Origin of the sequence: uncultured Methanospirillum sp., from assembly GCF_963668415.2 — an archaeon.
Classification (GTDB): domain Archaea; phylum Halobacteriota; class Methanomicrobia; order Methanomicrobiales; family Methanospirillaceae; genus Methanospirillum.
This window is the reverse complement of record NZ_CAXXDL010000001.1, coordinates 2,730,865-2,752,416: the sequence shown is the minus strand read 5'-3', so window position 1 is coordinate 2,752,416 and position 21,552 is coordinate 2,730,865. Positions and strand designations below refer to the sequence as shown.

Annotated in this window: 22 protein-coding genes and 1 tRNA gene; 8 read left to right on the top strand and 15 right to left on the bottom strand. The window is 43.3% G+C overall.

What is annotated here, in order from left to right; translation table 11 throughout:
• Nucleotides 1-32: 32 nt before the first annotated feature.
• Nucleotides 33-434, top strand: a complete 402-nt coding sequence (locus tag ACHZA2_RS13065; RefSeq protein WP_319580064.1) for an Sjogren's syndrome/scleroderma autoantigen 1 family protein — start codon at nucleotides 33-35, stop codon at nucleotides 432-434.
• On the opposite strand, the gene ACHZA2_RS13060 is transcribed toward ACHZA2_RS13065, so the two are convergent.
• Nucleotides 404-2,653 carry a DEAD/DEAH box helicase gene (locus ACHZA2_RS13060; RefSeq protein WP_319580063.1) on the bottom strand — a complete coding sequence of 750 codons (2,250 nt, stop codon included), beginning with the start codon at nucleotides 2,651-2,653 and terminating at the stop codon, nucleotides 404-406. The genes ACHZA2_RS13065 and ACHZA2_RS13060 overlap by 31 nt on opposite strands.
• A 5-nt stretch (nucleotides 2,654-2,658) precedes the next feature.
• On the bottom strand, nucleotides 2,659-4,410 hold the full coding sequence (gene glyS, locus ACHZA2_RS13055) for a glycine--tRNA ligase (RefSeq protein WP_319580062.1): 1,752 nt from the start codon (nucleotides 4,408-4,410) through the stop codon (nucleotides 2,659-2,661).
• A 275-nt stretch (nucleotides 4,411-4,685) separates the two neighbouring features.
• Between glyS and ACHZA2_RS13050 the strand changes: the two genes are divergently transcribed.
• The 5 genes from ACHZA2_RS13050 (at nucleotide 4,686) to ACHZA2_RS13030 (ending at nucleotide 10,598) form a co-directional block, all read left to right on the top strand.
• Nucleotides 4,686-5,297, top strand: coding sequence for a response regulator receiver protein (locus ACHZA2_RS13050; RefSeq protein ID WP_319538406.1), 612 nt, complete (start codon nucleotides 4,686-4,688; stop codon nucleotides 5,295-5,297).
• 7 nt (nucleotides 5,298-5,304) lie between these two features.
• Nucleotides 5,305-5,961, top strand: coding sequence for a metal-dependent hydrolase (locus ACHZA2_RS13045; protein ID WP_319580061.1), 657 nt, complete (start codon nucleotides 5,305-5,307; stop codon nucleotides 5,959-5,961).
• A gap of 769 nt (nucleotides 5,962-6,730) precedes the next feature.
• On the top strand, nucleotides 6,731-7,849 hold the full coding sequence (locus tag ACHZA2_RS13040) for a hypothetical protein (protein WP_319580060.1): 1,119 nt from the start codon (nucleotides 6,731-6,733) through the stop codon (nucleotides 7,847-7,849).
• Between the two features lie 99 nt (nucleotides 7,850-7,948).
• The gene (locus tag ACHZA2_RS13035) at nucleotides 7,949-9,046 is read left to right on the top strand and encodes a transposase (protein ID WP_319578110.1); all 1,098 of its coding nucleotides are present in this window, start codon (nucleotides 7,949-7,951) and stop codon (nucleotides 9,044-9,046) included.
• 340 nt (nucleotides 9,047-9,386) lie between these two features.
• Nucleotides 9,387-10,598, top strand: a complete 1,212-nt coding sequence (locus ACHZA2_RS13030) for a hypothetical protein (protein ID WP_319580059.1) — start codon at nucleotides 9,387-9,389, stop codon at nucleotides 10,596-10,598.
• 7 nt (nucleotides 10,599-10,605) lie between these two features.
• Here ACHZA2_RS13030 and ACHZA2_RS13025 read toward each other — a convergent pair whose 3' ends face one another.
• From ACHZA2_RS13025 to ACHZA2_RS13000, 6 genes are all read right to left on the bottom strand, one after another.
• Nucleotides 10,606-10,872, bottom strand: a complete 267-nt coding sequence (locus ACHZA2_RS13025) for a hypothetical protein (RefSeq protein WP_319580058.1) — start codon at nucleotides 10,870-10,872, stop codon at nucleotides 10,606-10,608.
• Nucleotides 10,869-11,423 (bottom strand): hypothetical protein, encoded by a 555-nt coding sequence (locus ACHZA2_RS13020; protein ID WP_319580057.1) that lies wholly within the window; start codon nucleotides 11,421-11,423, stop codon nucleotides 10,869-10,871. The genes ACHZA2_RS13025 and ACHZA2_RS13020 overlap by 4 nt, the downstream gene beginning before the upstream one ends.
• A gap of 32 nt (nucleotides 11,424-11,455) precedes the next feature.
• Nucleotides 11,456-11,683 (bottom strand): hypothetical protein, encoded by a 228-nt coding sequence (locus ACHZA2_RS13015; protein ID WP_319580056.1) that lies wholly within the window; start codon nucleotides 11,681-11,683, stop codon nucleotides 11,456-11,458.
• Between the two features lie 472 nt (nucleotides 11,684-12,155).
• On the bottom strand, nucleotides 12,156-12,395 hold the full coding sequence (locus ACHZA2_RS13010; protein WP_319580055.1) for a type II toxin-antitoxin system HicA family toxin: 240 nt from the start codon (nucleotides 12,393-12,395) through the stop codon (nucleotides 12,156-12,158).
• On the bottom strand, nucleotides 12,392-12,622 hold the full coding sequence (locus ACHZA2_RS13005) for a hypothetical protein (protein WP_319538411.1): 231 nt from the start codon (nucleotides 12,620-12,622) through the stop codon (nucleotides 12,392-12,394). The genes ACHZA2_RS13010 and ACHZA2_RS13005 overlap by 4 nt, the downstream gene beginning before the upstream one ends.
• A gap of 414 nt (nucleotides 12,623-13,036) precedes the next feature.
• Nucleotides 13,037-13,927 carry a Shedu anti-phage system protein SduA domain-containing protein gene (locus ACHZA2_RS13000; RefSeq protein WP_319580054.1) on the bottom strand — a complete coding sequence of 297 codons (891 nt, stop codon included), beginning with the start codon at nucleotides 13,925-13,927 and terminating at the stop codon, nucleotides 13,037-13,039.
• Between the two features lie 84 nt (nucleotides 13,928-14,011).
• On the opposite strand from ACHZA2_RS13000, the gene ACHZA2_RS12995 reads away from it, so the two are divergent.
• The gene (locus ACHZA2_RS12995; protein ID WP_319580053.1) at nucleotides 14,012-14,599 is read left to right on the top strand and encodes a hypothetical protein; all 588 of its coding nucleotides are present in this window, start codon (nucleotides 14,012-14,014) and stop codon (nucleotides 14,597-14,599) included.
• Nucleotides 14,600-14,715: 116 nt separating this feature from the next.
• On the opposite strand, the gene ACHZA2_RS12990 is transcribed toward ACHZA2_RS12995, so the two are convergent.
• The 6 genes from ACHZA2_RS12990 to ACHZA2_RS12965 form a co-directional block, all read right to left on the bottom strand.
• A complete protein-coding gene (locus ACHZA2_RS12990; protein ID WP_319580052.1) occupies nucleotides 14,716-15,633 on the bottom strand; it encodes an abortive infection family protein in 918 nt (305 codons plus the stop codon).
• A gap of 176 nt (nucleotides 15,634-15,809) precedes the next feature.
• Nucleotides 15,810-16,139, bottom strand: coding sequence for a hypothetical protein (locus tag ACHZA2_RS12985; RefSeq protein ID WP_319580051.1), 330 nt, complete (start codon nucleotides 16,137-16,139; stop codon nucleotides 15,810-15,812).
• 266 nt (nucleotides 16,140-16,405) lie between these two features.
• Nucleotides 16,406-17,011 (bottom strand): 3'-5' exonuclease, encoded by a 606-nt coding sequence (locus tag ACHZA2_RS12980; RefSeq protein ID WP_319580050.1) that lies wholly within the window; start codon nucleotides 17,009-17,011, stop codon nucleotides 16,406-16,408.
• A gap of 97 nt (nucleotides 17,012-17,108) precedes the next feature.
• Complete coding sequence (locus ACHZA2_RS12975; protein WP_319580049.1) at nucleotides 17,109-17,315, bottom strand: hypothetical protein; 207 nt, start codon at nucleotides 17,313-17,315, stop codon at nucleotides 17,109-17,111.
• 208 nt (nucleotides 17,316-17,523) lie between these two features.
• Nucleotides 17,524-18,705: a bifunctional 5,6,7,8-tetrahydromethanopterin hydro-lyase/3-hexulose-6-phosphate synthase gene (locus tag ACHZA2_RS12970; protein ID WP_319580048.1), complete on the bottom strand. Its 1,182-nt coding sequence runs from the start codon at nucleotides 18,703-18,705 to the stop codon at nucleotides 17,524-17,526.
• 123 nt (nucleotides 18,706-18,828) lie between these two features.
• A tRNA-Trp gene (locus ACHZA2_RS12965) sits at nucleotides 18,829-18,994 on the bottom strand.
• Between the two features lie 105 nt (nucleotides 18,995-19,099).
• Between ACHZA2_RS12965 and ACHZA2_RS12960 the strand changes: the two genes are divergently transcribed.
• A complete protein-coding gene (locus tag ACHZA2_RS12960; RefSeq protein WP_319538418.1) occupies nucleotides 19,100-20,815 on the top strand; it encodes an AMP-binding protein in 1,716 nt (571 codons plus the stop codon).
• Here ACHZA2_RS12960 and ACHZA2_RS12955 read toward each other — a convergent pair whose 3' ends face one another.
• Nucleotides 20,816-21,478: a flavodoxin family protein gene (locus ACHZA2_RS12955; RefSeq protein WP_319580047.1), complete on the bottom strand. Its 663-nt coding sequence runs from the start codon at nucleotides 21,476-21,478 to the stop codon at nucleotides 20,816-20,818.
• Nucleotides 21,479-21,552 lie beyond the last annotated feature (74 nt).

The following is a 21,552-nucleotide window of genomic DNA, read 5'->3' as shown; positions in this document are numbered from 1 at the left end:
CTTACTGACCCTCATAAAACTATAGTGAAGTTATGAGAAAGCCAGACGAGATCATGGCAGAGTATCTCCTGAAGGGAGGAAAGATGCTTGCAAAAACTTGTCAGAACTGCGGCTCTCCACTTTTTGAATACAAGGGGGAGACACTCTGCGTGGTATGCAGGGAGACCGAATCTGCCAGTAAGGATGAAGAGAAGAGAGAACTGAACACCAGAGATCAGGTATCAGGATCCGGAACAGCAAAACCGGGTATATCCAAGATTAAGTCAAACCTCAACCTGGATGAGCAGTTTGAACGAACCATCAAAACCCTGCTTCTCAGGATCGAGGAGGAACCGGATTCACGAAGACTAACAGAACTGACAGGGGCAGTGAATGAGGTCGTAAAAGCATACGCAATAGTGCATCAGGGATACGACAACCGGGATAACTCATAAATCCGCTCTGCTTTCTTCGCACCAATTCCCGGAACCTGTAATAGTGCGTCGCGGTCAGCCTGTATGACAGCCTGGACCGAGCCGAAGGCTGTGAGGAGTGCTCTTGCATGTTTCAATCCAATATCAGGAAACGCCGAGATGATCGCTTCCTGTGCTTCGCGATCTCCCTGATATGCGTGTTTCAACGGTGAGCCACGCTCGATGGTGCCCTCCTCGGATTCTCTGCGCGCAAGAACCAGAAGAATCTCTGCGGTCTCCAGTGGATCAGAGGTGGTGAAGATCGTCACACCGAAGTTAATCCCGATCGCTGCCAGTGCCCCGCGTATGGCATTCGGATGGATGTCACGCTGGCTGTAGAGATCGCCACCTTCAATAATCAGCACTGGCTTGGTACAGTTCACTGACATCTGTCTGACCTGGCCGAGCAGATCACGCTCTATAAGCGTGTCAACAAAGTCCCGGGCAGTCTTGCGCTCGACAAGAATACGCTCACCGATGCGGTAGTCACCCATTGGGAGACGCTCCACACGGATCCTGGCATCAGCAGAAGAGAGACGTTCGGTCACTTTTGAAACGAGTTCCCGGTCATCAACTACAATTTCCGGGCCGAAATGATCCTCCTGCTCGGTGCGATCTCGGCCAGCCCCTTCAGGACTTACCGTGAGTGCGGACTGAAATTCATTCTTCATCCGCTTCCCAAGACCAGACATCTGTTTCGCCATAGCCCGTTCTTTGCGCACCGAGGTGAACCTGGAGATCTCATCACTTGTACCCCGGGTAACCATCACAATGATCCTGCCGGTGCCATGACGCCCGGTTCTCCCTTTCCGCTGGATACTCCTGATCTCAGACGGAACCGGTTCGTAAAAGATCACGACATCAGTGGAAGGAATATCAAGACCCTCCTCACCGACCGAGGTTGCCACGAGAACCCTGAACTCACCTTCCCTGAACCTCTTCAGAGCTGCGATCTGTTTCTTCTGAGAGAGACCCTTCTCACTGTCCTTTGTTGCCTGACCCACGAACCTCTCTGCTGAAATCCCACGGGCGGCGAGCATCTCAACGATCGTTCTGACTGTGTCACGATAGGTTGCAAAGACGATCACCCTGCTTTCAGGCTGTTCTTCAAGCACCTGCTCAACCAGGGACGGAAGTACCAGAAGTTTTGGGTGGCACTCTTCCTGCCATCCTTCTACCTTGTTCAGTAGTTCTCCAAACTTAAGATCTTCAGCGATTCGTCTGCTCGCTTTAGATCCGCCTGGTGCCTTCCCTTCTGCATCAAGCTTCTGCAGGTACCCCTTGAGAACCAGACATCCCTGTGACTCGGCAAGACCGACAGCGTGGCGTAGTTTCATACACTCGGCATGAATGCTGGCAGCAACAAAGCCACTTGCATCCCGCTCTGCTATCCTCTGCTGGATATGGGCATTGAGTTCCTGCAACGTCTTCATCGAGAGGTTTTTCCGATCAGGAGCTGGGAGTCCTATTTCCCTAAGTTGAGACAGGCGATCATCGATCAGTTCGTAGAGGAAGGTGAGACACTGCTTTAGTTCATCAGGAAGGCTGACATTGATGATCTCAACCTCCTTCTCGTGAACATAGGGCCTGACATCAGGATCGAGTTCTGATCGTGTCTCAACGTGGACGATATGCAGGTTCTCAACAATCCCTGCCACCTTCTCCTGGTTTCCCCCCGGTGAAGCTGTCATGGCAAGGACAAGCGGCTGCATGGCTGTCTCCATATACCGCTCAACAAGGAAGACATACGCATAATTGCCAACCGCACGATGGGCTTCATCAACCACCAACAGGGAGACGTCGTGTAGTGAGTAACGTCCTGCTATCAGATCGTTCTTCACTACCTGCGGAGTTGCCAGGATCACCGTTGCAGCACCCCACTCGGCTGTCCTTACCGCCGGTGCAGCTTCGCCGGTGAAGATCACGCAACTGCCCTCCGGGGCATCTGGCAGATTGAGATGCGACTGGAAATATCGGAGATGCTGCTCGACAAGTGGTTTTGTCGGGGCAAGCATCAGGACCTTGCCACCTGTGCTGTAGAGGCGTGAAGCAGCAACGATAAGTGCAACAGCAGTCTTTCCCAGACCCGTGGGGATGACTACCAGTGTGTTGCCATCAAGACAACGCATTGCAATTGAAAACTGGTATGTACGTTTCTCGAGTTTGTCAGGGAGAATAAAAGGGTGGTTGATGTATTCCATCAGGATTAGAGAGCAGAGAAGGCCTGATGACCCTTAATAAGCTCTGAAACAAGGTGGGGGAGATCAGAAATCTTTACCCGCACCTGTTTCATACTGTCACGCTCACGAAGGGTCACAGTCTGATCCTCTTTGGTATCATAGTCAACAGTGATGGCAAGAGGAGTTCCGACCTCATCCTGTCTGCGGTACCGCCGCCCGATCGCACCTGAGTCATCGTACTCTGCCAGAATCTCATGGGTATGCAGGGCATGGGTGATCTCCCGGGCAATAGTGTCAAGTCCGTCACGTGCCATGAGAGGCAGGACCGCAACCTGGACCGGAGCAATCCTGAACGGAAACCGCATCACCTTTCTGACCTCACCATCAACGTCCTCTTCATCAAATGAGTGCTCGAGTACAGCATAGATCATACGGTCGATCCCATAACTCGGCTCAATCACATGCGGTCTGACATCGGTACCACGGACATCCACATCCTGCTCTGATATCTCAAAGAGATTTGACGGGACAAAGTACTCCTCTCCGTCGACCGTAACGGTTGCACCGTCAGGGCCGGGGGTGACAGTCGCGAGGGCATCCGCAATCGCTTTTGCCTTGCCACGGTATTGGGGGCCGAGAACCCCCATATTGGCAGAGATAATCTTCCGGCGTTCACGCTTCGGCTCTGCAAACTGGATATAGACCGTGAACGAATCGCCGCTCTCCTCAGCATGGGCCTTAAGATCATAATCAGTCCGGTCAGCGATACCAACCGTCTCAACCCACCCGAACCGCTCAGAACGGATCTCTGCATCCCAGCAGTCCTCAGCGTAATGAGCACGTTCATCAGGAAGGTGCTGTCTGAACCTGAGTTTCTCAGGCTTTACTCCGATGGTGATGAGCAGCTCATGGGTAAGGGCAAGGTAGTATGCGACATATTCGTTGGCTATGATACCCTGGGCAACCGCGTCTTTCATAGAGTAGACCTTTGCTTCACCGCCAGACTGTTGCTCTTTATAGGAGAAGAGCGGGAATGAGTAGTCTGCATACCGGGAGAAGTTTGGGTGGTTCTTCTCTTCAGGATGGACGAAGATCTCGGCCTCGGCCTGGGTAAATTCACGGAGCCTGATCATCCCCTGACGTGGTGAGATCTCGTTTCGGTACGACTTGCCGATCTGGACTGTCCCAAAGGGAAGTCGATCGCGGTAAAACCTGAGGAGACGACCAAAGTCAACAAAGATCCCCTGGGCAGTCTCGGGCCTGAGATATCCTTTCCGTTGGGAACCAGGACCTATCGACGTCTGGAACATGAGATTAAAGGCAAACACCTCTATCTTATCCAGTTTTTCTCCGCAGGCAGGACATGGAAGACCACAGATAGCTTTCTGGAGTTCTGCGGCGTTCAGCACCGAAGCATCAGGCACATTGTGGGCTTCAGCAATATGGTCTGCACGCAGATACTCTTCACAGGCAGGGCACTGGCACATCTTGTCAGCAAATCCACCTACGTGACCTGACGCAACATAGATAGCTTCCTGGCCGATGGTTGGGCACTCGATCTCGTAGTAGCCTTCTGATACCACGTAGAACTGACGCCACATATTCTCTATCCGTCGCTTAAGAAGGGTACCGAGCGGACCATAATCGATGAAACCAGCAACCGATCCATAGCATTCAGAGGACGGCCAGACAAAACCTCGTCGCCTGGCAAGATCAATGACCTGATCATAGATATCGTTCTCTGGAACCTGCGACTTTTTATCTGCCTTTGAAACCACCGCGAATGACACCTCAATATCAGAAATATCTAAACATATTGGTAAATTCAGAGCATATAGATTCCGGAGTTGTCGTCATACAACTCTCGTTGCCATGCCGGGAGTATATATGAGCGGGGGCTGGAGGGAGGCATACTAAGAGCCGCCGGATGGAAATTTTTCAGCGTCATAGCGGGTTAGTTATAAGGATTATCGGTCTAATCTCCGGAAAAATCCAACAAACTTAAATAATTTAAACGGCATCTATATCGGTATCCCTACCAGCGTGATATCCTATGCCTGAAGAGATCCAGAAGAAAGAACAGCTTTTACAGTTGTTCACCAATATGACCGGCAACACACAGATTGTGGAGCCGATGAAGAAGATTCACGGCACTCTTCGTGATAGTGACGCAGTCGAGCGGGAGATTGCACTCATTATGCGTGAACTGCTCGACCAGGGGATCTTCAAGACAAAACTGCGTCCCATCCAGCTTGCAAAACTCATCTGTGCCTATCATTCAGGGAAGAATGACACAGAGATTGCCAGGGATCTGGGAGATGAAAAACTGTCTAAAACAGTGGCCCGGGCACGTGTAAGGATGAAACTCTTCCGTGAACTTGATTTCAAGATGCCATTTGACCGGTTCAAGATGGAAGAACTCATGACTTCTGGGAAGACCATGAAGGAGATCAGCGAGCAGCTCGGGATCAGCCCTTCAACCCTGCGTGAGTACCGCCATGTTCTTGAGGCAATGATAGACCGGGACATGGACAGGTACATTGAGCGGATCAAGGATGTGATGGAAGATCGTGATCTGACAGAACAGATGACCGCCAGTGCGACCAAGGATGCCTTTGGTGAATCGATCGATATCACAGAGGCAGAACTGATCGACATCACCTAATTTTTTTATGAAACTTACCTGGCTTGGACACTCCTGTGTACTTCTGGAGGGGTCCCGCAGAGTGCTCATCGATCCTTTTGTGCCTGACGGGAATATCCCCTGCACTCCGGATATCGTGGCAGTGACACATGCCCACGCTGACCATCTCGGATGCACCCTTGACCTCGGGGTAAAAACCGTTGCCATGAACGACCTCGCCTACTATCTGAAAGATAAGGGACTGGAGGTTGAGCCGATGAATCTCGGGGGGACGATCACGATTGACGGGATCGAATTCACGATGACCGCAGCCCTTCACTCATCATGGATAGAGGATGCCGGTATCGGTGTGTATGGAGGGGCCGCTGCCGGGTATCTTATCACCATGGACGGGGTGACTGTGTATCATGCCGGAGATACTGCCCTGTTCGGAGATATGAAACTGATTGGCAGAATATATAATCCGGACATTGCTCTCCTCCCTATCGGCGGGAGGTATACTATGGGGCCTCGTGAAGCGATGATAGCAGCAGAATTCGTGGGTGCACCTGTTGTTATTCCGATTCACTATAATACTTCACCAAAGATAGCACAGGATGCGGATGAGTTTAAGCGGATTATCGAGCGGACAACAGACCTGAAGGTTGTCGTTTTGAAGCCCGGAGAGTCATACGAGACTGCCTGAAAATAATTCAGGCTTTTGTGAACCGTTTTTCAAGTCCCTAATGCAGCGATTACTAATCCGGGTTTTTTGCTAGGAACGAAGTGGAGTGAATAAGTAGCGACCCAGTTTCCCCTCTGATTGGGGAGTTTAGGGGAGAGACGATCTTCTGAATCTCTCAAAAAATGATCCACACCGGAATTGCTATCTCGCTCTCAAATAGAGGGATGCACGGGTTTTCTTGAAAAAATTGGTGGAACAAAGGCCGGCCCGGAGTTATATTTTCCCGGCCGGTTTGCGGAGGAGCGAAGCGACCGGGTGCGAGCCGAACTGTCAGGCGTCCCCAGGGAAAACGGGTTCCCCCTCTCCCCTCGGGCTTGGCGTGGGGAGAGAGGGGTGAGATCTTCTATTGTATTGTGATTGAATCAGGAAGAGTTGCTTTTCTTCTCTTCTCTTCTTTTTTCTATGGATTTGAAGTACTCTTCCGGATCATCTGGCAGCCAGGTCTTTCTCTCACTGGTATAGTCGCCATATCCGGGGTCGTAGATCTGTATCAACCGGGCCTAACGTATTGATTAATGCCTTGATTCCTTCCTGCTGGATTTTGGATAACGATTTAGTCTCCATTTTCACCTCCTCCTAACCAGATTACAGGATGAGTAATGGGTATATTGAGTAACTGACTATTTCGTTTTGCTATCTGAAGAATGATCTCTATAGATGTATATCAGGATAAATAATTATTCAAAAAATACTTGAGATATTTTTAATATTATCAAGATAGGTTATTTTCATGAAATTTCTACTAAAATTAGATTCACTTTCATGGGCACTAATATTTGGCTTACTTGCATTCACATTTACAAGTATAATTTTCTTTAATGAGGGAATATCTTCTAACCTCATCATTTTAATTACATCTGCTTTTATTTCGGCTTTAATTGCTATTTTAATTGTAGATTACACATACAAACGAAATAATGAATTAGACCAAAAAAAATATTTTAAATTACTATATTCTGAATTAAAATTAATTTTTAACAAAGGAGACCTAATACTTTCACAAATTGATCAATTAAATGAAAAATGGAAAAAATGTGAACCAGACCAATGGATTCATGACAAACACCCAAAACCAATTGTGGGTAACAATTCCCAAGATAATTTTTTTTATCAATTCTTTCCTAATCACATATTTATTTCATTATGTTCAAAAGGACATGACACAATAATCAAAGGGTTTAACCCGGAATCTAATAATCCACAATATCATGAACTAGCCTTGTTCTATTTATTTTGCAGTAATACAAATAGGATCTCACAGTATATTGAAGATGAAATTAATCGAATAATAAATATAATTCAGAAAAAATATCCAAATCCAAATGATTTACATAGAATTATTCCAACCATTTATCTGGAAAATATTCCTGGAAACAACACCAATAAGATTAGGATATTTGAATCAACATCGGGGTCAGAAATAGATAGAACTATCAATAGAGTATCACTTAATATCCTAAATAATGGTCCAATTACTTGGGAGCAATATCTAAATAAACAGAAAGAACAGTTACAAGGGATATTCGGAGAATGGTCTAATAATGTTTCAGTAAGAACTCCAATAATTTTTAAATACAAATCCCTCCAGTTTAATGAAATTTACAATGATTTAATATTAGATCCCAAAAATAAGCCTGAATTAAAAGTTAATTTAAAATATTGGATCATTTTTTCTTTAGCCATAATTGCCTGCCTTTTTTGGACGATAATATTAGTATCAAAGAATTATATTGAAATTTATCGTGAAGAAGGATTTCAAATAATTTCTTTAAACCCGTTAAACGGATTAATTTATTCTGGGATTATTTTGTTTATAGTGAGGCCGTCCAACGAAGGCCCTATTATTTAAATAGGTCATAAAATTTCTCGACTCTCCACTCTTTTTTCATTTCGTTAATTGCCGTGGGACCGATTTCGGCACCATTATATACTATTGAAACTGGCCTCTATGCTCGTTGGCTCAAACGAAAAAAGGACATTACATGGGACTGTAAATCCAACAAATAGTGTTTCAATCAGTACATTACTTGGAAAAATGGATCTTACCCAGATTGAAATTGAATTGCACAACCATCTCAATTACAGCCAAACTCGAAAATGGTTATATTCACCAATATTATTATTCAAACTCTTGATTGTCCATTCCTTTCGAAAACAATCCTATCGAAAATTCATCAAATCACTAACACTTGAAGATTGCATTGCTCTTGGAATTCCTGAAATAGAGCCCGGAAAATATCATATTCCCTCTGCAAGTAATTTACATGATTTTGCTTACAATCGTTTGCGATTAGACGGCTTTAAGAAGATCATGTACCTAAACGGAGCCATTGCATGTCAATCTATTCAGAATGGTCACGGAATGGTTGATTCAACCCCTATTGAAGCCTCAAGGTATGATAAATATGCAGAATATAATCCCCATTACGCTTGCAGGATGCACAAATATCACATATTTCATTTAAACAACTTTCCACTTTATGGAATATTTTCTGAAGGTAATGCTCATGATTCCCCATATGCAATCCCATTAGCTGAAATTGTTGGTACGATGAATCCAAGCATGATCAAAGTTCAACTTGATGGTGGCTATGATTCCTTCATGATTTATGCGAGATACTGGAGAATTTTCAGAATTCAACCACTAATCGATCCAAGCAAGAACGCAATTTTGAACATAGAGGGGACAATTGAGAGAATTGATCATTGGGTAAATAAAATGTGGAAGAAAGGGGGAGACATTCGAGATTCTATTGAGGAAAAAATGCTATTTCTCACGAATAATGGAAGGGAGAAACAGGTCGGGATGTATCTTCGCAATCAGAACTTACTTAATCCAAATTTCAGAGTTGAATACAAATCAAGGGCAGATTGTGAAAGAACTCATTCACACATGAAACGAATGTTTAATTTCAGTGTAAAATGGATTCAGAAAAGATCTGAAGAATTTTACATGACATTGAATCTCATTTCATATCAGTTTGTATTACTTGCAAATTTAGTAAAAAACCAAGGAAAGGGTCAGGGTCTATCAAAATATTACTGAAAAAATAAAATGCAGATGTCCCATTAAGTAGCGAATGCTATCGAGTTTTTAGTTCTTCTTCGTCTATCAACTGTAATTTTGAGTAGTTTGGATGTTGATTCCCATCCTTTGCAGTGCGTGTATCTATCATTCTATTGTAAAAATTGGTAGTTCGACAAAAAGCGAATTATTTGATTGACAATCTGTCCAATCTACATCTTTTCATTGGACAGCCTCATAGTATTAGGCATAATTTTTCCGATCATTTATTATTGGACTCAGAATACAGAGTAAATAACGAAATATAGATATTAAATATACACAACAATCTCTTTATTCGAATAATAATTGATATTTATGAATGGCATTTATCAATAAAATTTTTATGGGAGGATCTAATCCCCAACCAACTAAGGGTCATTTTTTTTGTAGTTCTATCTGCTTTGAATTGGTTCAAAAAAATTCCTTAAGTATTACTCGAGAAATTAATGATGGCCAATATATTTGGGAAATTGAAATTCTCGAAAGATGCCAATATATTGTTGCAAGATGTAAGAATCCTCTTCCGATTGATAAAATTCGTATTCGAGGAAATGATGTTTGTCAGGAGTTTTTAGATTATCTCTCGGTTGAATATAGTATAAATTACGAAGTAAAACCATCCTCAAATTTTAATATAATTCTCTATAAAAATAATTCAAAATTTCAATTAAATTTAATTTCAGAAGTTAATTTTGAGTTCCAAACCTCTTTAACAATACGATGTTTTGATGAAAACGGAAATGAAATCCAAAATAATACGCCTAAACTCGAAAAAATAGAAGAATTTATTAGATATTATCGAAAATCCAATTTATCTAAAGATGTTTATACTGCATATAAAGAACTCTACCTCTCTTTTGAATTAATGTTACAAAAGATCAATCCCAAAAAAGACGAACAATCAGAAATAAATTGGTTAAAAGAATCTTTAAGAATAATAAAATCCAGAATTTCACTGTCAGATTCGATTAATAACATCATAACAGAGCAATATTATAATATTCGATTGAAATTATTCCATTCAAAAGACGATAAAATTCTGCCTGGATCAATTTCTGAACGGGCTATTAAAGAAGCATATCCCAAATTGATGGATTTATGGATAAATATTGCGACAAATTATTTAAAGATCCACATCGGAGGTGGAGGTTTGATGAATGCGGCATTTTTAGATTATATGGATTCAACATTTGGTCAATCATTTTTAATAAAAACGTCCAATGATAATACTCCTCCTTCTTCTTCAGATACCACAATAACCCCCAAAAATATGAAATTAATTAATTTTAAGAAAAATCATTACCAGCATGATCCTAAATCAACTAATAAAATTCTAATTTCAGGATCCTTAACAAAACTAGATTATTGTGATATTGACAATATTTTTCGAATCGGCTATTTTAATCAAGAGGATATTCTTTTTTTCCAAATATATATTGATGGGGGATTATATTTAGATGGAATCGATATTTTCCAGGTAGAAATATATTTAGGATACATCAATGCCAATGCTCCTAGATTAAATTTTTAATCTTTTTTTAAAAGGGGGCGCGAGAGAATTTTTCCATTCTCCCATTAAGTACGGTGTCAACCACAACTGTGAACACGAAGGACGTAGCCACGAGAGCCAGAGGATCAACGGTAACCGTCCCATCCTCCTTCTCCTCAATAGATTCCACTACCAGGGCAGCGAAATCCATCGAAGAAGCAGCCAGTTTCATGTACTGCCGGTACATCAGAATGAGACCGATCACATTCACAATCGTCGTCCCACCCAGAAACCCGCTTACAATCTCCCAAGTCATAACCTCCCCCCATACCTCACGAAATCCTGCAGACTCAAATTCCCGGCGACAAAACCCCTGGAGTTCTGAGAATTATTCCCGAGAGTCTGAGACCCGAACCCGACCATACCGGAACCGTTCACAACAGTTCCTCCGGTCAGACCGGATCCAACAACTCTGGAGATCTCATAACTCCCGTTCCGGAGCATTCCCATCGTATACAGATCAGACACCTGGGCCGCCTGCACTCGGGTATCTGTCAGAAACGTACAGGCGAGTTCATCCAGAACTTCTGGAGAAGCCCGGGCTGATGCATAATCTGATGCCAGGATCGGACCCGACCCCCGGATGATCAGATCAGTCTGAAACTCATCACCACCGGTAATCAACCTGGACAGATGAGAAGTATCCACGGCCATAACCCGGGACGCAAACGAACCATTCTCAGTATTCCCGGAACTCGCCAGCATCATCGTCCCATCAGTAGAGATAGAGGTACTGACAAAATCAGCACCAACAAGGCCAGCGAGAACCAGGAATACGCCACCGGATAAAATAAATTTCCAGTTCATATTCCTGCCTCGGTTGGAAAAGAAAAGGAAATTTAAGCGAGAATTGCGACTGTGTCAGCCCAGGATTCAATGCCGGTCAGAGTCGCATCATTCTCGTAGTTTGAGATCACAACGCTGTCACGTTTGAAGGTCACATTAAACGTCTCACCGCTTGCGGCGTGGCACTTCAGCACACAACTGAAGGAGTCTTCAGAACTGTCATGAGATGCAGTTCCACCCATTGCAGTCGCAAGAGCGGTTGTTGCGAGAATGGTGCTCACATCAGTGTTGAAAGCCGCTGAACTCGGAGCCCGGACGGGGATATAATCCGTCAGTCTTCACCTCTGCATTCTCATAGACGACCTTTCCTGAGTAGTACTCAGTACCCCGGACCACTGCAGCAATCGTTTCATTTCCTGAAGAGTACGAAGTACAGCCCCAGGGGTTATTGTCAAGGATATCCTAGACAAGAGCCAGGAAGTTCGCAACGGTATCAATCGGAGTCGTGAGTTTTCGCTCAGCCGACTTGACGATTGACTTTGATATATAATCTGCCATTTTTCCTCCACCCGGAACAAACCGGTATAAAAGAATTTGGAGAATATTTTTAAAAAAATTCAAAGAGGATGGGATTTAGTCACGTGTAGAGTTTCTTTTCTGGATTCAGAGCCACCTATGTGTGGACAATATAAAAGAATTAAATGTACACCCAGAAAAGATGATACCCGGTAACCTTGTTCAAAAGAACATCTGTTACAGATCTTCCATCATGGATATCCAGTCTCTTCCGGTCTTTTGTGCGATTTCTTTCACAATATGAGTGAGAGTTCCGGTTTTGAGAGGATCATGCAATGGAACAGTTATTCCATACGGTTCCCCATCGATCACACATTCGAGCCGAACATGACTTCCCGTCTGCCTGATTTTTTGAAATCCTATCGAAATAAGATAGGATATTAAATCAGAGCCAGAAATATCCCGGGGAACTTTCATACGGCAAGAACTTCATCCTTAACGATATGAAGCCTGATAAGGGCCGGGGCTGGTTCATCTCCAAAGTGACAGAGAACGGCATCACGAACCATATCCCGGAGTTCATCGAGGGTATCAGCCTGGGTGTATATGGGAAATGCAAGAGATCGGGCAATATAACCGCCCTCATCGGCTTCTTCCACAAGAAAGAGGATTTCAGTTTCCCGGTGTTTTTCAGAGATTATCATTCTGATTTCCTGTTGGGGATTCTCGGTATGTATAAGTACACCTTTCTGCTTAAGATGTTTTTTTCCGGGACTGATGAACATAGAGGAACTATATCGAGATGTCAGATCTTCTTCCATGGAATTATTGAAGAATTTGAGAGAGAATTAAGAGATCGGACATTTTTTTGATTTTTACTTTTAATCAAAAACCATGCCATTCTATATTTAAGTAAGAATTACTCACCTGCTCCCCAATCAAAAATCAGGATAACAATTATTAAAATTCGCAAAATATCAGGATAGATCCGAAATATGAGAGCATAGATTCAGGCAAGAATCGGAAGTAATATCTGGTTACCCATGAGGATAATCCTCCTATTGCGACAGAATAAAACAAAGCAGATCCCTTTCGTGATATAAAATGCATACACATAATTACGATTTATTATTTTTAGCCATTTTTATCCAATTATTCCAATATTCAAGTCTACGAATTAAGAAATCTCTTCTCTGAGGAGGTATATTTTCATTATTCACAATTGCTTTATCTAGATCAAAGTAATTAGAACGGACTTCAGCCAAATTTGAAGATAATGTAAACGTTTCTGGAACAGAAACAACTGAAATAACTGATGCACCATTTTTTTCTTTCACTTTCAAGCAAACAAATTGATCCCAATTTACTCGAGGATGGAGACGATCAAAACTCATTATAAACAAATCATTCTTCTCCTTTTCATGTCTTCTTTTATTCCCAATTGGTTTTTCATAAAGTTCTTTTTCACGCCCATAAATTAGAACAAATGCTGGAAAGAAAGATAATCTTTTATATGGCTCATCATTTAAACCATAAAATTCACGAAATTTAATTTGGTTGGCAGGATCAGAAATCCATACCTTCCAATCTTCCAATTGACCCAATGCTTGATTAAAATTGGCACTAAAATCAATTCCAGCTCCAAAATATTTTTTTCTTGGTGATTCAATTTCAATAAAAACTGGTTGAACATACGAACTATTTTTCGAGATCCACATAAAATCAGGGATATAACCATAATATGATGGAAGGATTGGTTGAGATATTAAGCCCCAAAATTTCGGAGCATGTCCACTTTCGCCTCCAGTAATATTGAAGGCTCCAGGAACTAATGAAGGATATTTTTCCAAAAATTTTTGTACTTCTTTTTCACTCGGAGAGGGATCACGATTTATTAAGATATCCCATTCTTTTTTTATTTTCGATTCATACTCTTCCCTTTTTATTGCTTTGATTGGAGGGGATTCAAGAGTATATGTATCACTTGTAGCATTAGGTAATTCTGGCATTTAGTTTTCAATCTCTTTTTTGTCTTGTCTTTTATTCAATGAAAATAATAAGAACTAAATCTTTTTTTACTTTATATAAATTATATGAATGATACACCTATACTTTCCATCATTTCAGATAACAGTTTACAAATTACATTGATTGGTGCCTTTTTTGGCGCTCTTTTAGGAGTGAGTTTACCAATTTATTATTTGGAAATTCTAAATGATATTAAATTACGAAAATCTCTCAAATCTGAAATTGAATATAACCTAAATAAATTAAAAGAATTAAATCATCTCATAATTGCTAGTTCAATACGATCTCCCTACTTGGAAAAAGCTATTAAGCACGGAATTAAGATTGACATGTATCTCGCATATCATCCATTTCCCTTAAAAATTTGTAGCAACTTAGTATTTCAGGAGAAGTGGATCGATATTTCTAGTTTACAAGAAGATCTTGTAATGAAGTTAAAAAAATATTATGAAGATATTCAAGAATTACAACAAATTATTGACTATATTATCGCCCATCAACAAGCTGGTGTGTTTAATAATGATATACTGATTAACTATGCTCTCAAACAAAAAGAAGAATTAATTAAAAATTCAAGAGAACTCCTTCAATATCATGAATTTAATTGTTTTGGAAAATTTAACGCTATTTGGCAAAGATTTTTTTTAAAGTGAAGAATTTCTGAAAAATACCATTTACACCTAATTCATAATATATTTTATTTAAATAATTATGATACAAAATTATACATATTGATTCCATTTTAACTTTCTATACAATTATTGAAAAATTACGATTCCTCATACCGCTCAATTAAAAAAACAATTATTGAACCTACCATATTTATTACAAATTTAGCATAACTTTGCTCTACTTTTTTTATTTTTTCTCCTTGACCATGACCAATTCCGGCAAGATTTCGTATAACATTAGGCCCATTTTTCAGACATTTATCTAGATCAATAAAAATTTCTTGGGTTGAAACTTTTAATAAATCAGTTCTTTCAATTATTAACGTGACTAATTTAGGAATTGTATCATTCTTTGTATAACCAATTCCCTTTTTATCTAAAATTGTTTTTAATGTACTTTCATAGGCTTTATTCGCTATATGAATACATTCACTATATTTTTCTAAACGATAATTATCCAAAGCTCTGTCAAATTCATCTAAAGCTCCATTAAAATTATTATTAAATAATAAAGTTCTAGGTTTAAGCACGGTTTCATTTAATTGAAATTTCGACTCAAAGGGAATTATCATAAAAGGTAATTCATCATCACCAACTAGTACAATTTCAAATCCAATTTTATGAATATTAAATATCCTATTAATTTTTTCAATTAAATCCTTAAGATCGCTAATTTCATCAGGATTAACAGAAGCATGATTTAGTTTTACCAAAATCAGTAATTCTATAGCAGATAAAAATTCAGATAAGTCACATTTTTTTAAATATTCGAGAAAATCCGATTTTCGATATCCAATACTTTTTCCTAATTCTCTTTCAAAAGTGTATCTCCATTCATCCAACTCATCATATGGACTTCCATAACCTGAATAAGATATTGAATATTCTTGGATAAGTCTAACAACTGAAAATCGCTGTCCTTCATTTATTTCATGGATATAATAATCAGGGACCTCACCATTTAATCGAGCTACTCGATTGAAAAATAAGTTTTTAAGTGGCCCAATTATTGACATAATTATTTTTTATTTAGGCTAGTATTTATGCAAATCCAATATAATATCAGTTAAACAAACAAATTGTATGATCCGGGAAACCGAGACCCTAAATATTCAATTTAAAAATAATTTTCAAATTATCAATTTTTGATCTATAAATCTAAAATGAGAGAATCTATAGAAATAGTAATTATTTAATAAATATTGCATATACTAAAAACCCACACCGCTGCTTTCTTCTCCGGATTTTCCATCATATTCCGAACCTGCTTAACCAGGGCTGAGTACTCCTGACCACCGACCGGAATCGTAACCATCATTCTTCGGCCATCATTTGAAAGACTCATCGTCCCTACCGATTCGTCACCATCGTTCACCGGAATCTCAATCCCGAGATCTACCACAGCGAATACATCAAATCCTAAAACCCGGAGAGTCCTATCACCGTCGATCTCAATGACAACATTTCTCCCTGAATGTTTCATCCGACCAACCTTTTTCCATTCGTCGCCTACCCAGATCATATTTAACCCTGTGAACTCTGCAAATATTGTTACAATCAAAAAATATTCTCAATTTATGCGCAAATTAACAAACCTAATTAACAGAATCATTTCGACATACTTAAATTACAAAACACTAATCATCTGTTGTCCTACAATCACCTAGGACATGTTCTAGTATGGGAAAATCCCCTGCACATCTAACCTAACACAAAACACAGAACAATCCCCAGCGTTCCTTTTTCACCAGATCGGGGCCCCCATCACTACCCCGATCTTTAACTATTCTACCTAATCCGGACCTCAACACCCGGACGTGGTGACTCGTTAAACCGGAAAATCTCCATCTCAATCGCCTTGAAAAAAATCATCTTACACGCATCCGTATCAATCAATGCATCATGAGCATCAAGCAGAGACTCGCCTATCAGTTTCTCATACGCCTCACCGAGTTTAGGATACTTAAATCCTGTACCGGATGGAAACGGAATCTTACAGTAACTCGTAAGACTCTTCATCGTACAGAAACTCGGTTTCTCCTGAAATCTTAACGGGTTAATCATCTCACGCTGGCACTCATGAGCGATAACATCCAGGTCATACGACACATTGTGACCCACAAGAAGACCGGTGCGAGATACATCAGCGAGAAGTTCCTTCAGAACCACAGACAGATCAAGACCCTCAGCTTCTGCTATCTCGGTCGTGATACCATGGATTGCAGCCGCCTGATCCGGGATCGTGAACCCCTTTGGTTTGACAAGATGGGTCTCCTCCTTCACAATCTGCCCGTCACTGGTGCAGACAATCCAGGCGATCTCAACAGCCCTGGCGAGACGTGGATCAGTACCGGTCGTCTCTGTATCGAAAAATAACAGTAAATCAGGTTTCATAATTCCTTATTCAAATCAATCAGAGAAATATTATTACACACAACACGGGAGGGGGAGGGGCCAGAACGAAGATCCGGCCCCGACAGGATATCATGGCTCATACTGACGCCACCCCAATACACTCAGGGGACTCAAACACCCACACACCCCGGCGTCTCCCCCAGATATGAGTGTCAGGTCTGCGACCAGCAATCTCATAGATGATCATACGCAAACGGGTGACACATAACTGTCCCGAATAGGGATACTCTCCAGGATGCTGGATAATCTCCTCCTCGATAATCCGGCAACTGATGATCCTCATATGGGACTTCTGCGAAACGATTTTTCGGTCGAAAAATCGTTTCGCGGAAGTCCTATTTCAGTTATTATCCCGGAGGATACAGCGAGAGGTAATGGATCCGGTTTTTACTAGGATTTCCATGAAATCTCTTGCTATCAGCCATCTGGGGAGACATGAAAGACCGTCTCCCCTACTGAAAAAAAGGTGTTAGATTTCTAAACTAATTTTCTTAGAAATCGGTCATGATTCTGAACTGATCGATCTCTTCCTTGTTGAGCTGCTCAAGGAACTCTTCTGCTGCATGGTGGACATCCTTGCTTGCAGTGATCGCACGCCCGACGACCAGGATATCAGCACCTGACTTCAGGGCCTCCTTGACGACAGGTACCCGGATACCGCCTGCAGTTGCCACAAGGAGCTTTCCACCTGCTGCCTTCTTCATGTCGTTGATGTTACCCCATGCATGTGCAGATGATTCTGCATCGATTGCCCGGTGTAGTTCGACGATGTCAGGCTTGACTGAGAGGCTCTTGATGAGACCCACCGGATCTGCTACATTGAGCATATCGATGACCGAGTAGATACCAGTCTTGCGTGCTTCAGCGATTGCCTTCTCGATAGTGCTTGCCGGAGCAAGACCAGACATCACAACTGCATCGGCAGATGCATCGGCTGCCATCCTTGCCTCAAGGTTTCCGGTGTCAAGGATCTTCATGTCAGCGACGATGAAGGAGTTCGGCTTGATGGCCCTGATCTCGCTGAGGACATTAAGGCCGAACTTCTTGATCAGCGGTGTCCCGGCCTCAATGATCAGGTGATCATTTTCAGGCAGCGATGCAAGAACAGATCTGAGCTTGCCAAGATCCACAATATCAAGGGCAACCTGAAGATACGGTGGATCCCAGAGCCGTGGAACCTTGAATCCCATGACTGCGTGGGCGGCACGGTCCTTCTCATGGATGAGCGTCTTCTCATCAGGGAACTGCTCAAACGCACGATTCAGAGCAAGTTTGACCGCACCGTAGTTGTACCGGTAGATCCTGTTGTAGTCCTTTGCTTCAGGACTCAGAAATGCACTCGCCAGAATAACCAGGTCATTAAGATCCTGCCCAGCGAAGACACCTTCCTCAACACAGTCTGCAACCGCCTTGGCAACTGCAGCCTGGACCGGACCGAACATCTGGGTCACCTGGGCGCCCGACTTCAGGGTCACCTTCGGGATGACCAGTGTTGCAGGTTTGGTAAGCAGGTTTGGCCTGACAACCGCGAGGAGCGGGGTATGTCCTGCTGACAACTGAGAGAGTGAGTTGGCAAATGCAGTACCGACCGGACCGTTCTTATCACCGATAATGAGGTCAATGTGGGCCAGTTCAGCACCGTCACCAATGAGTGCTTCGCCTATGAGATACATCTGTATTCCTTCCGCGTATATATCGGCGAATGATCTATAAGACACCTGTCGCCAGAAAAAACACAGAATTAATCGCTGAAGAATAGAACGTTCACACTAATTTCAGAATATTTTCTAAAAACGTGGGGTCGGTGAGATTTGAACTCACGATCGACAGGTCTCTCCGTTATGCTCCCAAGCATCAGTGCTCCAACGGATCATCACTGAATCAGAAGACCCATTTATCATCATCTGCCGGAATACAAAGACCGCTGGAGCCTATCGCCATGCCGGACTAGGCCACGACCCCGTGTGCTCGTATAGGTAATTCATCAACTCACTTAAGACTTATGATCAAACGGTACTGCCGGCTCCTGCGCGAGGGATAAATCCCTACACAGTTTAGTACTATGCAATGGCTGAGCAAAAAGCGCCTGAGCTGAGTTACTCATGCGGAACTTCCGACTTCCCGCTGATGGGAGCAACCATAGGAGAGATGCTGGATCAGATCTGTGCAAGGCAACCGGACGTTGAGGCACTGGTAGCGCCATTCCAGGATGTTCGTCTCACCTATCGTCAGTTCAGGGAGGAGGTTGATCGGATTGCCCGTGGCCTGATGGCAATGGATATCAACAAAGGTGACCGGGTCGGCATCTGGGCCATGAACTATGCCGAGTGGACTATGGTCCAGTTTGCCACCGCAAAGATCGGGGCCATCATGGTGAATATCAACCCGTCATACCGGACATTTGAGCTTGAGTACTGCCTGAAGCAGTCAGAGGTAAAACTGCTCATCCTCCAGGGCCGGTTCAAGACATCAGACTATGTCGGGATGTTCTATGAGGCCTGCCCGGAGGCGTATGAATCACGGGCAGGACGGCTCCTTTCAGAGAAGTTCCCATTCCTCAAGACAATAGTCTTCATGGGAGAGATCCCCTACAACGGCATGTACAGTTGGAGTGACCTGCTCAGTCGCGGAGAATCGATCAGCCCGGAGGAACTGCAGGAGCGTGCAGACTCCCTTACATTCGATGACCCTATCAATATCCAGTATACATCAGGAACAACAGGGTACCCCAAGGGAGTGGTTCTCACCCATCACGGCGTGATGAACAACGGGTACATGATCGGGAAGGGTATGGGATTTACAGATAAAGACCGACTCTGCATCCCTGTTCCATTCTACCACTGCTTCGGAATGGTCCTCTCCAACATGGCCTGCACCACGAACGGAGCAACCATGGTCATTCCTGCCCCGACATTTGATCCTGAAGCAGTTCTCAAGACGATCGAGGCCGAGCGATGTACCGCTGTTCATGGGGTACCCACAATGTTCATCGCAGAACTAAGGCATCCTGATTTCGCCAAGTACGATCTACGATCCCTCAGGACCGGGATCATGGCAGGATCTCCCTGCCCAATCGAGGTGATGAAGGAGGTGGCCACCAAGATGCACATGTCAGAGGTGGTGATTGTGTACGGCCAGACAGAGACCTCACCTGGTGTGACCATGACCACGACAAAGGATCCCCTTGAAAAACGGGTGACGACAGTGGGACGTGTCTTCCCTCACACCGAACTCAAGATCATCGATTCTGAAACCAAAAAGATCGTACAGATGGGAGAGATCGGTGAGATCTGTGCCAGAGGATACATGGCCATGCGGTGCTACTACAACAACCCTACAGCCACCAGGCAGACCAAGGATGAAAACGGGTGGATACACACCGGTGACCTCGGATCTTTTGACAGGGAAGGATATGTTCACATCGAGGGACGGCTCAAGGACATGGTGATCCGTGGTGGTGAGAACATCTACCCGCGTGAGATTGAGGAGTTCCTTCATCAGCACAAAAAGATCGCTGACGTCTATGTGATCGGAGTGCCAGACGAGAAGTACGGCGAAGAGTTAATGGCCTGGATCGTACTTGAAAAGGATACCTCCATGACCGAACAGGAGGTTCGCGATTACTGCACAGGAAAGATCGCAAGATACAAGATCCCGAGATACATCTCTTTTGTTGAGTCTGTCCCGATGAGCGTAACAGGAAAGATCCAGAAGTTCAAGATGAAGGAGATGGCAATCGAGATGCTCGGCCTGGAATCAGTTGCTCATATCAAGACAGCCTGATCATAACCACTTTTTTGCTCGGAAGTATGCGTACTCATATGCCCAGTCATCAGACCGGAGACTGACAAGTTCACGCATCCGGTTCATCATCTCCTCATGACCTGCCTTTTGATCCGGGAATACACGTCCGGTTTCAATCGCTTCGGCAAGGGCCATACCAAGATTATGACTCTCTTTGATCGCAAGGTTACACGCGTCCTGGCCTTTTGACAGATTTACTGATGCTTCCCCGACCATATCGGCGCCCATCAATGAGAGCGTATGATTCAGGTACCCTGCCACATCACCAGCTCCGGACCCCCCGGCAGTACTCACCGCTGCACCGTACTTCCCAGACATTCGCTGACAGTGAACACAGTCACCCATCCGATCAAACAGGGCCTTCATCCGTGCAGTCACGTTATTGATATAATTTGGACTGGCCAGCACAATGCCATCAGAGGAGAGGATCATCTCAAGGATATCTGCATAGTCATCAGACTGGACACATGACCCGGTCCGGTAACAGGCCTCACACCCAAAACAGAATCTGATCTCATAATCAGAGAGTGTGATGTCAGTGACTTCGCACCCCCCGTCTTCAGCACCCTTGAGAACAGCAGCCAGGAGACGGGCGGTGTTCCCTCTTTTACGGGGACTGCTGTTGATACCAAGAACCTCCATGTGGATTGATCCACGATGCAGGATATATAAATACCTCAGCAGACGGGATGAGCATCCATGTTACAGAATAACAA